Annotated in this window: 12 protein-coding genes; all 12 read right to left on the bottom strand. The window is 65.9% G+C overall.

Annotated features, from left to right (window positions below):
* Positions 1-4: 4 nt before the first annotated feature.
* The 12 genes from bamA to XaplCFBP3123_RS02020 all read right to left on the bottom strand — a co-directional run bounded on the left by bamA (position 5) and on the right by XaplCFBP3123_RS02020 (position 13,362).
* On the bottom strand, positions 5-2,410 hold the full coding sequence (gene bamA, locus XaplCFBP3123_RS02075) for an outer membrane protein assembly factor BamA (RefSeq protein WP_172453048.1): 2,406 nt from the start codon (positions 2,408-2,410) through the stop codon (positions 5-7).
* A gap of 83 nt (positions 2,411-2,493) precedes the next feature.
* On the bottom strand, positions 2,494-3,840 hold the full coding sequence (gene rseP, locus XaplCFBP3123_RS02070) for an RIP metalloprotease RseP (RefSeq protein ID WP_104532592.1): 1,347 nt from the start codon (positions 3,838-3,840) through the stop codon (positions 2,494-2,496).
* A gap of 26 nt (positions 3,841-3,866) precedes the next feature.
* On the bottom strand, positions 3,867-5,057 hold the full coding sequence (locus XaplCFBP3123_RS02065) for a 1-deoxy-D-xylulose-5-phosphate reductoisomerase (protein WP_104532591.1): 1,191 nt from the start codon (positions 5,055-5,057) through the stop codon (positions 3,867-3,869).
* Between the two features lie 2 nt (positions 5,058-5,059).
* Positions 5,060-5,887, bottom strand: coding sequence for a phosphatidate cytidylyltransferase (locus XaplCFBP3123_RS02060; RefSeq protein WP_104532590.1), 828 nt, complete (start codon positions 5,885-5,887; stop codon positions 5,060-5,062).
* Entirely contained in the window at positions 5,884-6,645 is a 762-nt protein-coding gene (uppS, locus tag XaplCFBP3123_RS02055; RefSeq protein ID WP_172453047.1) for a polyprenyl diphosphate synthase, read from the bottom strand. The genes XaplCFBP3123_RS02060 and uppS overlap by 4 nt, the downstream gene beginning before the upstream one ends.
* A gap of 17 nt (positions 6,646-6,662) precedes the next feature.
* A complete protein-coding gene (gene frr / locus XaplCFBP3123_RS02050; protein WP_104532588.1) occupies positions 6,663-7,220 on the bottom strand; it encodes a ribosome recycling factor in 558 nt (185 codons plus the stop codon).
* A 197-nt stretch (positions 7,221-7,417) separates the two neighbouring features.
* Positions 7,418-8,140, bottom strand: coding sequence for a UMP kinase (pyrH, locus tag XaplCFBP3123_RS02045; protein WP_039520304.1), 723 nt, complete (start codon positions 8,138-8,140; stop codon positions 7,418-7,420).
* A 106-nt stretch (positions 8,141-8,246) separates the two neighbouring features.
* Positions 8,247-9,770 (bottom strand): sensor domain-containing diguanylate cyclase, encoded by a 1,524-nt coding sequence (locus XaplCFBP3123_RS02040; RefSeq protein ID WP_104532587.1) that lies wholly within the window; start codon positions 9,768-9,770, stop codon positions 8,247-8,249.
* 280 nt (positions 9,771-10,050) lie between these two features.
* Positions 10,051-10,929, bottom strand: coding sequence for a translation elongation factor Ts (gene tsf, locus XaplCFBP3123_RS02035; protein ID WP_104532586.1), 879 nt, complete (start codon positions 10,927-10,929; stop codon positions 10,051-10,053).
* Between the two features lie 169 nt (positions 10,930-11,098).
* Positions 11,099-11,920: a 30S ribosomal protein S2 gene (rpsB, locus tag XaplCFBP3123_RS02030; RefSeq protein WP_026064294.1), complete on the bottom strand. Its 822-nt coding sequence runs from the start codon at positions 11,918-11,920 to the stop codon at positions 11,099-11,101.
* Positions 11,921-12,319: 399 nt separating this feature from the next.
* A complete protein-coding gene (locus tag XaplCFBP3123_RS02025; RefSeq protein ID WP_104532585.1) occupies positions 12,320-13,027 on the bottom strand; it encodes a fimbrial biogenesis chaperone in 708 nt (235 codons plus the stop codon).
* Positions 13,028-13,029: 2 nt separating this feature from the next.
* Complete coding sequence (locus XaplCFBP3123_RS02020; RefSeq protein ID WP_104532584.1) at positions 13,030-13,362, bottom strand: hypothetical protein; 333 nt, start codon at positions 13,360-13,362, stop codon at positions 13,030-13,032.
* Between the last annotated feature and the right edge of the window lie 23 nt (positions 13,363-13,385).

Below are 13,385 nucleotides of genomic sequence, written 5' to 3'. Positions count from 1 at the left end.
GCTGTTAGAACTGGCCGCCGAAGGTGAACTGCAGACGTTCGATCTCGTCGTTGTCTTCCTTCTTCAGCGGGAACGCATAGCTGATCGAGATGGGGCCGACCGGTGCGCGCCACAACAACGCCACGCCGGTGGACGCACGCAGCTCGTTGGCCTTGAAATTGTCCACGCCGTCGTAGACGTTACCGAAGTCGAAGAACGCCGATACGCGTGCCGACGGGCTGTCGAACAGCTTCGGGAAGTACATTTCCACCGAACCGACGGTCTTGAACGACCCGCCCAGCGGCTGGCCGCGCGTGTAATTGAAGGTCTGTTCCGAACGCGGACCCAGCGTGTTGTCTTCGAAGCCGCGCACCGAGTTGGTACCGCCAGCGTAGAAGTTCTCGTAGAACGGCAGGCCGGTGGCCGTCACGGATCGGAGCAGGTTGCTGCCATTGCAGGCTTGTTCCGTATACGTCGTACTGCTTTCTACTCCGCAAATCTGACGTGAGCTGTCTTTGCCATAGCTGTCGCCATAGCCCAGCTCGAAACGGGTATTCAACACGATCGCCGGGATGATCGGCCAATAGTTGGAGATCTGGTAGTTGAACTTGTAGTACTCGACCGTGGAGCCCGGCAGGGTGGTCTCCAGGCCGACGCGCTGGTACATGCCGCGGGTGGGCATGAAGAAGTCGTTGCGGGTGTCGCGTGCCCAGCCCAGCTCGGTGCGCCAGGCATGGAAGGTGCTTGTGCCGATCGCATCGATATAATTGATGATGGCTTGCGGGGTCTGGCCCTGGAACGTATTGATCTGGTTGCTGTCGACGCCGACCATCGCCGAGATGGTGTCGTTCTCGGTGATCGGCACGCCGAACACCACCTGCGCCGAACCATTTTTGCTGTTGTACTGCGCGGTGTTGAAGTCCGAGTAGTCCAGCGAGCGCCAGGACAGGTTGTAGCCCAGCGACACGCCGTCGTCGGTAAAGAACGGGTTGGTGTAGGAGAACGCGTAGCGCTGCTGATAGCTGCTGCGCGAGGCCTCCACCGCCACCCGGTTACCGCCGCCCAGGAAGTTGTTCTGCGACAACTGCACCGAGGTGGTCACACCGAAGCTCTGCGAATAACCCAGGCCGAACACGAAGCTGCCGGAGGTGGTTTCCTTGACGTTGTAGACCACGTCGACCTGGTCGTTGCTGCCCGGCACGGCCGGCGTTTCCACGTCCACGCTCTCGAAGTAGCCCAGGCGCTGCAGACGGATCTTGGACCGGTCGATCGCTGCCTGCGAGTACCAGGTGTTTTCGAACTGGCGCATTTCGCGGCGCAGCACTTCGTCCGAGGTGCGGCTGTTGCCCTTGTACAGGATGCGGCGCACGGTCACGCGCGGGCCCGGCACCACCTGCAGGTTCACCGCGACGGTGCGGTCCTCGCGGTTCGGGGTCGGCAGCGGGTTGACCTTGGCGAAGGCGTAGCCGACGTTGCTCAGCGTATTGGTGATCGCATCGGAGGTGTACTCCAGCAGCGCACGCGAGAAGATGTCGCCGGCCTTGGGGATGACCAGGCGCTCGATGTCGGCCTGCGGCAGCACGGTGTCGCCGGTGACCTTGATCTCGGAAATCTTGTATTGCTCGCCTTCGGTGACGCCGGCGCTGACGAACATGTCGCGCTTGTCGGGGCTGATCGACACCTGGGTGGAGTCGATGCTGAAGTCCACGTAGCCGCGGTCCAGGTACCAGGAGTTGAGCTTCTCCAGGTCGCCGGACATCTTTTCCTTGGAGTACTGGTCGTCGCGGCGGTACCACGAGGCCCAGTTGTGCTCCTTGGATTCCCAGTTCTCCAGGATGTCCTCGTTGGCGAACTTCTCGGTGCCGATCAGGTTGACGTGGCGGATCTTGGCCGCCTTGCCTTCCTTGATCGCAATCGCCACGTCCACGCGGTTACGGTCCAGCGGGCTGACCGTCGGGGTGATCTCGACGTTGTACTTGCCGCGGTTGTTGTACTGGCGGGTCAGCTCCTGGGTCACGCGGTCCAGGCTCAGGCGGTCGAAGGTGCCGCCTTCGGTCAGGCCGATGTCGCCCAGGCCCTTGAGCAGCTCCTCGGACTTGATGTCCTTGTTGCCGGTCACGGTGAGCTTGTTGATCGCCGGGCGTTCCTTCACGGTGATCACCAGGATGTTGCCCTGGCGATCCAGCTGTACGTCCTCGAAGAAGCCGGTGCGGTACAGCGCGCGGATCGAGTCGGCGACCTTGCCATCGTCCACGGTGTCGCCGCGGTTCACCGGCAGATAGGTGAACACGGTGCCGGAGGCGATGCGCTGCAGGCCGTCGACGCGGATGTCGCTGGCAACGAACGGCTCTGCGGCCAGGGCAACGACTGGCAGGCTGAGGCCGGCGGCAAGAGCGAGGGCAAGCAGGCGGCGAGTGGGAAGACGCGTCATGTCACATCCGGTTGGAGTCGATTTCGGGTATTGCTGGATGCCGACGTATGACGACGACAACAGGCGGAAAGAGTGGGGCAGCTTCATCGTGGAACCAGGCCGAGGATGTCGTTGTAGAACGCCAGTCCCATCAGCCCGGCCAGGACCGCCAGGCCGACATATTGCCCGGCAATCATGGCCCGTTCGCTGATCGGGCTGCCCTTGACCAACTCGATAAGGTAATACAGCAGATGCCCACCGTCCAAGATCGGGATCGGCATCAGGTTGATGATCGCCAGGCTGAGCGACAGCAATCCCAGGAAATACAGGAACCAGTCGAGCCCGCGTTCGGCCGAGGCGTTGGCCGCGCGCGCAATGGTGACCGGCCCGGAGATGTTCTTGACCGATGCCTGGCCGGTCAGCATGCGCTTCATCATGCCCAGCGAATCGGCGGTCATCTTGCCGGTCTCACGGATCGCGGCCGGCACCGCGGCGAACACGCCGAACTGCTGGCGGCTGTCGTAGGCCGGCGCCTGCGCCGCCGCAAACCCCACGCCCAGCAGCCACTGCCCCTGCGGCGATCGGCGCGGGGCGATTTCCAGCGCCAGCCGGTCCTCGCCGCGCGCGACCTCAATCATGCCGGTCCCGCCCTGCGCACCCAGTGCCTGCAGCTGGGGGGGAATCTCGTCGGCCGAACGGATCGGCTGGCCGTCGATGGCCACGATGCGGTCGCCGGGCTGGAGCAGCCCCTGCGCCGCGGAGCCGGCGAGCACCTGTCCCACCACCGGCGGCTGCAGCATGAACTGCCAGCCGATGCCGGCCAGCGACGCCACGCGGCGCTCGTCAAAGCCGGCCGGCAGCTGCGACAGGCGCAGGGTGTGCTCGCGGTTGCCGGCACCCTCGGCGGCGGTCAGCACGCGGATATCGCGCGTGTCCATCGCCGCCATGGTGAGCTGCATGCTGGCATCGCTCCAGCTGCTGACGTTGCGCCCGTCGATGCGTACGATGCGCTCGCCCGGGGTCAGGCCGGCTTCGGCGGCCAGGCCATCGGCGCGGCCGACGGTGGCCGAATAATCCTGTTTGCCGACCACGAACATCGCCCACAGCATGGCCATGCACAGCAGCAGGTTGGCGATCGGGCCGGCGGCCACGATGGCGATGCGCTGCCACACCGTCTTGCGGTTGAAGGCCTGATCCTGCTCGGCCGGATGGACATCGCCTTCGCGCTCGTCGAGCATCCTGACGTAGCCGCCCAGCGGAATGGCCGCCACCACGAACTCGGTGCCGTGACGGTCGCGACGCATCCACAACGGTTTGCCGAAGCCCACCGAAAAGCGCAGCACCTTGACGCCGCAGCGGCGCGCGACCCAGAAGTGCCCGAATTCGTGGAAGGTCACCAGCACGCCCAGGCTGACGATCATCCACCAGACCGAACCGATGAAATCACCCATGGATGCAACTCGTCTGCGTAAATCGATCAGGCATGAAGGCTGTGATGGGCGAGGGCGCGTTCGGTGATCTGCCGCGCTTGCGCATCGGCAGAAAGCAGGGTGTCGAGGGAGTCGGCATTGTGCCGTGGGAGCGTTGTCAGTGTGTGTTCGACCAACGCGGGAATCGCTAGGAAACCCACCCGGCCCTGAAGAAACGCTGAAACAGCCACTTCGTTGGCCGCGTTCAGGATCGCAGGCGCGGTCCCACCGGCCTCCAGCGCCTCCCAGGCCAGGCGCAGGCACGGGAAGGCAGCCGTGTCCGGCGCCTCGAAATCCAGTCGCCCCTGGGTCAGCAGGTCCAACCCGGCGACTCCGGACTCGACCCGCTCCGGCCACGCAAGGCCGACCGCCAGCGTGGTGCGCATGTCCGGCAGGCCAAGCTGGGCCAGGGTGGAGCCATCGACGAATTCGACCAGCGAGTGCACCAGGCTCTGCGGATGCACCAGCACATCGATCCGGGCGCCGGGCAGGCCGAACAGGTGATGCGCTTCGATCACCTCCAGGCCCTTGTTCATCAGCGTCGCCGAATCCACCGAGATCTTCGGGCCCATCGACCATTTGGGATGGGCGATGGCCTGCGCGGGCGTGACTGCGCCGAGCGCGGCACGGTCCCAGCCCCGGAACGGCCCGCCGGACGCGGTCAGGATGACCCGGCGCACACCGCGACTGGCGTCGCAGGAGCGCAGGCACTGAAAGATGGCGCTGTGCTCGCTGTCGATCGGGATGATCTCGGCGCCGGCCGCCGCCGCAGCGCGGGTCAGTAACTCGCCGGCCAGCACAAGGGATTCCTTGTTGGCCAGCAACAGGCGCTTGCCGGCACAGGCCGCAGCCAGCGTGGACGGCAGCCCGGCCGCTCCCACGATCGCCGCGACCACGGTGTCGCAGGCATCGCTGGCGGCCAGCGCGTCCAGGGCGTCGGAACCGGCGTGGGCCTGGGTGGTCAATCCGGCCGTGCGCAAACCGTCGCGCAGCGCCGGGTACAGGGAGTGGTCGGCGATCACCGCATGCGCAGGGCGATGGCTGACGCACAGCGCCAGCAGGTCGTCGACCTTGCTGCCGGCCGACAGCACGCTGGCGCGCAGCCGCTGCGGATGACGGGCGATCACATCCAGTGCCGATGCACCGATCGAGCCGGTGGCGCCGAACACGGCGACCTGACGGAGAGGGGAGCCAGCCATGCCTAGAATCCGAGAATTTCCTTGCCGAGTGCGAACACCGGCAGGGCGGCGAGCACGCCGTCGATACGATCCAGCACGCCGCCGTGGCCCGGAATCACCGTGCCGGAGTCCTTGGCGCCGGCGTGGCGCTTGAGCAGGCTCTCGAACAGATCGCCCAGCACCGAGGCCAGCACCGCCACTGCCGCCACCAGGATCAGCTGCGGCACATGCGCCAGGGTCAGCCCGGCCAGCCAGCCGAACGCGCAGGCGACCACGATGCCGGCGAACATGCCGCCGAGCAGGCCTTCGATGGTCTTGTTGGGGCTGACCCGCGGCGCCAGCTTGTGCTTGCCGAACGCGCGGCCGGCAAAGTACGCGCCCGAGTCGGCCGCCCATACCATGGTCAGCGCGGTCAGCAGCCACAGGTTGCCCTTGTCAGGGTTGGCATGCAGCAGCACCAGCGCGGCCCAGGCCGGCAACACCGCCAGCGTGCCGGCGGCGAGCTTGAGCGCGCGCGCCTGGCCGTTGCCGTGATCGGCGCCGAAGGTGAAAAAGCGCAGCCACAGCAGCGCCAGCAGCCACCAGACCACACCCACCAAGGCGGCGATCTGGAACAGCACCATGGAGCCGGCCGAGGCCCACACCATCAGCACCATCAGCAGCAGATTGAGCATCAGCAGCACGGTGCGCGGCAGACTGTCGTCGATGCCGGAGAGCTTGAGCCACTCCCACAGGCCGGTCAGGAACAGGATCGCCGCCAGCGCCGCCAGCCATTGCGTGGGCAGCAGCACGATCGCGCAGATGGCGAGCGGCGCCATGATCAGCGCGGCAATCACGCGGGTCTTAGTCATGCGGACGAGCTCTCCGTCGCCTTGTCGGCGATCTGGGCGCTGGTCAGGCCGAAGCGACGTTCGCGCCCGGCATAGTCATCCAGTGCCTGCTGCAGCACGCCGGCATCGAACTCCGGCCACAGGGTTTCGGTGAACCACAGTTCGGTGTAAGCCAGCTGCCACAGCAGGAAATTGCTGATGCGGGTGTCGCCACCGGTGCGGATGAACAGGTCCGGCGCCGGCAGATCGGCCAGCGCGACACGGCTGGCCAGCCGCGCTTCGTCGATCTGCTGCGGTTGCAGGCGGCCGGCGGCCACTTCTTCGGCCAATGCCCGCGCGGCCAGCGCAATGTCCTGGCGGCCGCCATAGCTGGCGGCGATGCTCAGCACCAGGCGCGAATTGGCGGCGGTGATGCGTTCGGCACCGGCCATGCGCTCGCGCAGCGGCGCCGCGAACCGGCCGCGATCGCCGATGAAGCGCACCTGCACGCCACGCCGCTGCAGTTCGTCGACCTCGCGATCGAGCGCATGCAGGAACAGCTTCATCAGCGCGTCGACTTCTTCCTGCGGGCGGCCCCAGTTCTCACTGGAGAACGCGAACAGGGTGAGCGCCGAGACGCCTTTTTCCAGGCAGAAATCGATGGTGCGATTGACCGCACGCGCGCCTGCGCGATGGCCGATCATGCGCGGACGCCGCCGACGCTGCGCCCAACGCCCATTGCCATCCATGATGATGGCGATGTGGCGCGGCACGTCGGCAGCGGAAGGTACTGGATGCATGGCAGGCGAGGCCACGATCAGACCGTCATCAGTTCCTGTTCCTTGGCCTTGACGACCTCATCCACATCCTTGATGGCCTTGTCGGTGAGCTTCTGGATGTCGTCTTCGGCGCTGCGCGCTTCGTCTTCGGTGACCGCCTTGTCCTTGAGCAGATCCTTGACCTGCTGGTTGGCATCGCGCCGGATGTTGCGGATGGCCACCTTGCTGTCCTCACCCTCGCCATGCACGGACTTGCTGAGCTCCTTGCGGCGCTCCTCGGTCAGCGGCGGCAGGTTCAGACGGATCACGGTGCCGACCACGGTCGGGGTCAGGCCCAGATCCGAGGCGTAGATCGCTTTCTCGACGTCCTTGATCATGCCCTTGTCGAACAGGCTGATGACCAGCGAGCGGCCTTCTGAGACGCTGATGCTGGCGACCTGGTTGAGGGGGGTGTCGGTGCCGTAGGCCTTGACCTTGATGCCGTCCAGCAGCGCCGGAGAGGCGCGGCCGGTGCGCACCGTGGTCAGGGAATGGCGCAGAGCATCGATGCTCTTGGTCATGCGCGTCTGCGCGTCTTGTTTGATCTGGTTGAGCATCGCCGGAATCCGTGTGGAGCTGAATCCGGAGATTATAGCCGGGACTGCGTTTTGAGACTTGCCGGCCGGCAGAGTCCTGCGCAGCCGGTTCACCTGGGGTGCCACTCCACGCCCGGCATCGCCATCGGTCAGGCGTCAGCGAAGTCTCCGGGACCGCGCCTTTGCGATTCCCGAATCCCGATTCCCCACTCCCGGCCTCAACTCCGACCCTGCACCAGCGTGCCGATCTGCTCGCCATGCAGGATGCGCAGCAGCACGCCGGGCTCGCTCATGCCGAAGATGCGCAGCGGCAGGTCGCTGTCGCGCGCTAGGGCGAAGGCGGCGGTGTCCATCACTTCCAGACCCTGCAGGATGACCTGGTCGTAGGTCAGGCTGTCGTAACGCACCGCATCGGGGTGCTTCTTCGGGTCCTTGTCGTACACGCCGTCGACCTTGGTTGCCTTGAGCAGCAGGTCGGCACCGATCTCGATCGCGCGCAACGCCGCGCCCGAGTCGGTGGTGAAGAACGGATTGCCGGTGCCGGCGGCGAAGATCGCGATACGGCCCTTTTCCAGGTGGCGGATCGCGCGGCGGCGGATGAAGTCTTCGCAGACATCGTTGATCTTGATCGCGCTCATCACACGCACCTTGGCGCCGAGCTTCTCCAGCGCGTCCTGCATCGCCAGCGCGTTGATTACGGTGGCCAGCATGCCCATGTGGTCGCCGGTGACGCGGTCCATGCCGCTGGCGGCCAGGCCGGCGCCGCGGAAGATGTTGCCGCCGCCGATCACCAGCGCGACCTGCGCGCCGGCCTGCTGGGCTTCGATCACTTCATGGGCGAGGCGATTGATGACCTTGGGATCGATGCCGTAATCCCCGTCTCCCATCAGCGCCTCCCCGGAAAGTTTGAGAAGAATGCGGCGATAGGGAAGTTCGGACATGGGGGAAACCTCGGTGTGGGGGATCGGCAAACGCCGGCAAGTCTAGCGGAAGCCTGTCACCGGGCGTGGTAAAAATTCGGTAGTTGGCGATGACGTGACGCGTTGCTCAGTGCGCGCGCGTAGGCTGCGGCGTCGGCACGTCGGTCGCATCGTAGGCGGTGACGCGGTTGCGGCCGCGATGTTTGGAGCGATACAGCGTGCTGTCGGCGGCCTGCAGCAGATGCTCAATGCTCTCGAACTGCCGGTCGCCACCGCCGTGGGTGGCCAGTCCCGCCGAGAAGGTGATGTGCAACGGGCCGTCCTGCAGTTGTGCCATCGGGGTGCGTGCGGTTTCGGCCAGGATGCGCTCGACCACCATCAACGCCGCTTCGGCCGCGGTATTGGGCAGGATCACCAGGAATTCCTCGCCGCCATAGCGGGCGACCAGGTCGCTGGTGCGCACCATGCGTTGCAGCGTCTGCGCGAAGTTGCGCAGCACCTCGTCGCCGACCAGGTGGCCATGCGCATCGTTGACGCCCTTGAAGTCGTCCAGGTCGATGAAGGCGATCGACAGCGGCCAGTTCTGACGCGATGCCAGCTCGAACTCTTGCGCGAGCGCAGTGCCGAGCTGGTGGCGATTGAATACACCGGTCAATGCATCGCGGCTGGCCTGTTCGGCTAGATGGCGCATGCGGTTTTCCGATTCGTCGGCATGCCGGCGCGCTTCGGCGACCTCCTGCAATTCGCGCAGGCTGCGCAGCATCGCCAGTTCGCGCGCCTGTTCGAAGATCATCTGGATGTGCTCGGGTTGCGGCACGCGGATGTCGAACAGGGCTTCCAGTTCGGGCAGCGATTCGGCGATGCGTTCGATCACCTTTTCGAAGCGTTCGGCATCCAGTTCCAGTACGTCCTGCGCCTGTCGCTGCGCGTGTTCGGTGGCCGCCACGGCGCTGGCCGACAGCCAGATGTCTGCCAGGCGTCCGGACAGCGCGACACAGGCCATGAACGGCTCCATTCTGGCGGGCTCTTCCTCGCTTTGCGCGATGGCGTTCTGCAGGTACGGCGGCAACTGCCATTGATGCGCAAGCCAGGCGCCGACTTCGGCATGGGTGGCGCCCAGATGCTCGCGTTCGGCGTCGAGCAGCGCGGCGTTGTCGGGCGCCTGCTCCAGCAGCGGCGCATACAGCTCGGGCGCGCCCTGCAGCAGGGCGAGCTTGCCGATGTCCTGCAACAGGCCGGCCAGCATGAGTTCCTCGGGTTTGCGGATGCCGTAGGCCTGCCCGAGGATGCGACTGGCCAGCGCGCACAGACCGGCGCGGCGCCAGATGCGCTCATGCAGCGGATGCGCGGTGAAGGTGCTGCGCACGCCGTGCACCATCGAAAACCCCAGCGCCAGACTCAGGGTCGCGTTGAGGCCGAGCATGGTCAGCGCCTGGCCGAGGTTGTCGATGCGGCGACGGCTGGCGTAAAGCGGCGAATTGGCAACGCGCAGCATGCGCGAACTCAAGGCCATGTCCATGCCGATGACGTTGGCCGCGGCAGTCATATCCACATCGGGGTCCTGCGCCAGCTCGATGACGCGCAGCGCGATGCCTGGAGGCGACGGCAGGTTGCGGCAGTAGTGCAGGGCGGCCTGTAGATCTGGTTGCATGGGTCATCGCCGACGGTGAGCGCAAGCATACCGCTGCGCTCGTTAATGGGGCACGCCATGCTCCGCCGTCGCCGCGCTGCAGCGCGTGCGCGATGGACGCGGAAAGCCTGGTCGGCATCCAGGATTAGCGGCAACGGCAACGACATCTGTAGAGTTGAGGCCGGTTGTGGGCCCGGCAGATGCGTTCGCTTCAGCTTGGCGCGTCGACGTATTCGCGCGACGGCCGCGGGCCAAAAAAAAAGCCGCGGCAGGCCGCGGCTCTTCGACACAGTGGCGAGGATCAGGCCAGGCCGGCCTGCTTCATCACTTCGGCGGCGTAGTCTTCCACCACCTTCTCGATGCCTTCGCCAACGGCCAGACGCTGGAAGCCGACCACGTCGGCACCGGCAGCCTTGACCGCCTGCTCGACGGTCTGGTCGGTGTTCAGCACGTACGGCTGGCCGTACAGCGTCACTTCGTTGACGATCTTGCTGATCTTGCCGCTGATGATCTTTTCCAGGATCTCGGCCGGCTTGGCCTTGTCCTTCTCGGACATCTTGGCCAGTTCGATTTCCTTTTCCTTGGCGACGAACTCGGCCGGAACATCGGAGGCCTTGACGTGCGGCGGGTTCATCGCGGCGATGTGCATGGCGATGCCGCGTGCCAGCTCGATGTCGCCGCCCTTCAGCTCGACCAGCACGCCGATGCGGCCGCCGTGCACGTAGGCCGCGACGTTGTTGGCGCTGTCGATGCGGGCCAGGCGACGCACCTGCAGGTTCTCGCCGACCTTGGCGATGACCGCGGCACGACGCTCTTCGATGGTCTCGCCGCTGTCGAGCTTGACGCTCTTGAGCGCTTCGGCATCGGCTGCGTCCGAGTTCAGCGCAGCGGTGGCTACGGTCTCGGTGAAGGCCAGGAAGTTCTCGTCCTTGGCGACGAAATCGGTCTCGGAGTTGACTTCGACCAGCACGGCCTTGCCGCCGGCCTGTGCGGTGGCGATGCGGCCTTCGGCGGCAACGCGGTCAGCCTTCTTGTCGGCCTTGGCCAGGCCCGACTTGCGCAGCCATTCGGCAGCGGCGTCGATGTCGCCTGCGTTTTCGACGAGTGCCTTCTTGCACTCCATCATGCCGGCGCCGGTGCGCTCGCGCAGTTCCTTGACCAGGGAAGCAGTGATTTCCATGGAATTACCTCATATGGACGAATGCGTGCGGCGGAGTGTTCCGCCAGTAGGAGACGGCGCAGCCATGCCGGCCGCCCCCGTAGAGATGTTCAGTGGCCTCGGCGACGGGCCGCGGTGGACCCGTCGGGGCTGCGGCCGCACAGCATGGTGCGGCCGCATTGCAGGCCGATTACTCGGCAGCCGGAGCGGCGGCGTCGGCCGGCGCGTCAGCCTTCTTGTCGCCCTTCTTGGCCGGAGCGCGACGGCCCTTGCCTTCGTCGGCGGACTCGGCCGAGAACTCTTCTTCGCGAACCGACGCGGAGTTCGGCGCAGCGGCCTTGCCTTCCAGCACGGCGTCGGCAGCGGCGCGTGCATACAGCTGCACGGCACGGATGGCGTCGTCGTTACCCGGGATGGCGTAGTCGACCAAGGCCGGATCGTAGTTGGTGTCGACCACCGCGATCACCGGAATGCCGAGCTTCTTGGCTTCCTTGATGGCGATGTCTTCATGGCCGATGTCGATCACGAAGATCGCGTCGGGCAGGCGGTTCATTTCCTTGATGCCGCCCAGCGAGGCGTCCAGCTTCTCGCGCTCGCGGCGCAGGCCCAGCACTTCGTGCTTGACCAGCTTGTCGAAGGTGCCGTCGGTCTCGGCCGACTCCAGTTCCTTCAGACGTGCAACCGACTGCTTGACGGTACGGAAGTTGGTCAGCGTGCCGCCCAGCCAGCGCTGGGTCATGAACGGCATGCCGCAACGCTCGGCTTCTTCCTTGATGGACTCGCGCGCGCTGCGCTTGGTGCCCAGGAACAGCACGGTGCCGCGCTTCTGCGCGATCGAGGAAAGGAAGTTCATCGCGTCGTTGAAGAGCGGGACGGTCTTCTCGAGGTTGATGATGTGGATCTTGCCGCGCGCGCCGAAGATGTACGGCGCCATCTTGGGGTTCCAATAGCGGGTCTGGTGACCGAAATGGACGCCGGCTTCCAGCATCTGACGCATGGTGACTTGGGGCATTGAAAAAACTCCTGATAGCGGAATTGCCGTGCGCGGCTTGTTTTTGAAAAGTCCGCACATGGATGTGCGGGTTCTTGCGAGGGACTCGCAGTCAAGCGCACGTAATTCCGGGGTTGGGCTTCCCTGTCGCCTCCGTGACGAACCCCTTGTGGGGGCACCCCGGCACGGATGGCGGCGGCAGGTGTGAATTCGTCGATGACGTCCGACGTGAACGACGCAATGCGCGAGACGCAAAACAGCCGGCGGAGTATAGCCGCCGGGGCGGGGGCATGCAATCGGGAATCGGGAATCGGGAATCGGGAATCGGGAATCGGCAGAGCCTAGCTGCTTGAGCATCCGCAAGCGAAACGATCAACTACGGCGATGCGCCGTACCGATTCCCCACTCCCGACTCCCGATTCACGGCTCCAGTGCCAGCGTAGTCTCGCTGTCGCTGTTGACGCGCGCCACGAAGCGGCCATTGCCTGCGGGCAGGTTGGCGGGCAGCGGCCATTGACGGGTCTGGCCGGGCAGCACGTAACCGGCCAGGTCGTCGCGGATGCTGCGGCGGGTCCCGCCGGCATCGATATAGGCCAGGTCGGCCAGCCTGGCATGGCTCGGCCCGGCGTTGTGGACCTGCAGTACGCGGTCGCTGCCGCGGCCGGACACGCTGACCTGCAGCACCGGGTGCTGTGCGCCGGGCTGGCTCGGCATGGCGAAGACCGGCGTGGAATACTGCAGCAGCTCGGTGTCGCTGCCGGCGGCATATTGGGTCACCACCAACCGGTAGCTGTCTTCAGTCTGCGCTGGGCTGGGGCCCAGGCGGATCACCCGCAGCAGCTGCCGGCCCTGCGGAGGAATTTCGAAACGCGCCGGGCTGACGGTGGCCGCGGTGGCCGGTTCGAGCAGCTCGCGGTCGCCGTCCTGGCGCCAGCGGTAGAGTTTGGCTTCGGCGCGCCACGGCTGCGCAGCCTGGTTGTAGAGCCAGACGGTGGCCTGGTCGCTGTCGGCGGGAATGCGTGCGGTGGTCGGGGCGATGGCGATCTCGGCGCCAACTGCGCTGCCGGCGATGGCCAGGCCGGCCAGCGCCAGCGCCAGCAGGTAGCAACAGGGGCGAGACGCGGCCACGGTCAGAACGCGATCGTCGTCATGCGCGCGCTGCCGGCAGGCGCTGGCCCGGCGAGTGCGCTGGCATCCTGCCCGGTGCTGGTGACGGCCGGGGCTTCGGTGGTGTTGGCTGGCGGGGCGATCGCCATCGGCGTGCCTCTGGAGCAGCTGGCGTGCGTCGGTGCAGTGCGCAGCTCGCAGCCGCTGAGCAGGCGCAGGCCGATATGCAGGGTGAAGTTTTCCGGGCCGAGAGCGTTGGCCGCGTTGGCCGCGGTAGAGGTCGCGGTGCAGACGAGGGCGACCAGCGTCAGGCGCTTGAGTAAGGTGACCAGCGTCATGAAAGCAATCGTTTGCATTGGAGGTGTAACAGATAGCGACG

The organism is Xanthomonas arboricola pv. populi (assembly GCF_002939945.1).
Classification (GTDB): Bacteria; Pseudomonadota; Gammaproteobacteria; order Xanthomonadales; family Xanthomonadaceae; genus Xanthomonas; species Xanthomonas arboricola_A.
Note: the sequence above shows the minus strand (reverse complement) of the source record. Positions and strands in the feature narration are given on the sequence as shown.

Coding starts and splice junctions, on each gene's coding strand:
- frr (WP_104532588.1), bottom strand. CDS start 7,220: ATGCTCAACCAGATCAAACAAGACGCGCAGACGCGCATGACCAAGAGC.
- tsf (WP_104532586.1), bottom strand. CDS start 10,929: ATGGAAATCACTGCTTCCCTGGTCAAGGAACTGCGCGAGCGCACCGGC.
- rpsB (WP_026064294.1), bottom strand. CDS start 11,920: ATGCCCCAAGTCACCATGCGTCAGATGCTGGAAGCCGGCGTCCATTTC.
- bamA (WP_172453048.1), bottom strand. CDS start 2,410: ATGACGCGTCTTCCCACTCGCCGCCTGCTTGCCCTCGCTCTTGCCGCC.
- rseP (WP_104532592.1), bottom strand. CDS start 3,840: ATGGGTGATTTCATCGGTTCGGTCTGGTGGATGATCGTCAGCCTGGGC.
- XaplCFBP3123_RS02020 (WP_104532584.1), bottom strand. CDS start 13,362: ATGCAAACGATTGCTTTCATGACGCTGGTCACCTTACTCAAGCGCCTG.
- pyrH (WP_039520304.1), bottom strand. CDS start 8,140: ATGTCCGAACTTCCCTATCGCCGCATTCTTCTCAAACTTTCCGGGGAG.
- XaplCFBP3123_RS02040 (WP_104532587.1), bottom strand. CDS start 9,770: ATGCAACCAGATCTACAGGCCGCCCTGCACTACTGCCGCAACCTGCCG.
- XaplCFBP3123_RS02065 (WP_104532591.1), bottom strand. CDS start 5,057: ATGGCTGGCTCCCCTCTCCGTCAGGTCGCCGTGTTCGGCGCCACCGGC.
- uppS (WP_172453047.1), bottom strand. CDS start 6,645: ATGCATCCAGTACCTTCCGCTGCCGACGTGCCGCGCCACATCGCCATC.
- XaplCFBP3123_RS02060 (WP_104532590.1), bottom strand. CDS start 5,887: ATGACTAAGACCCGCGTGATTGCCGCGCTGATCATGGCGCCGCTCGCC.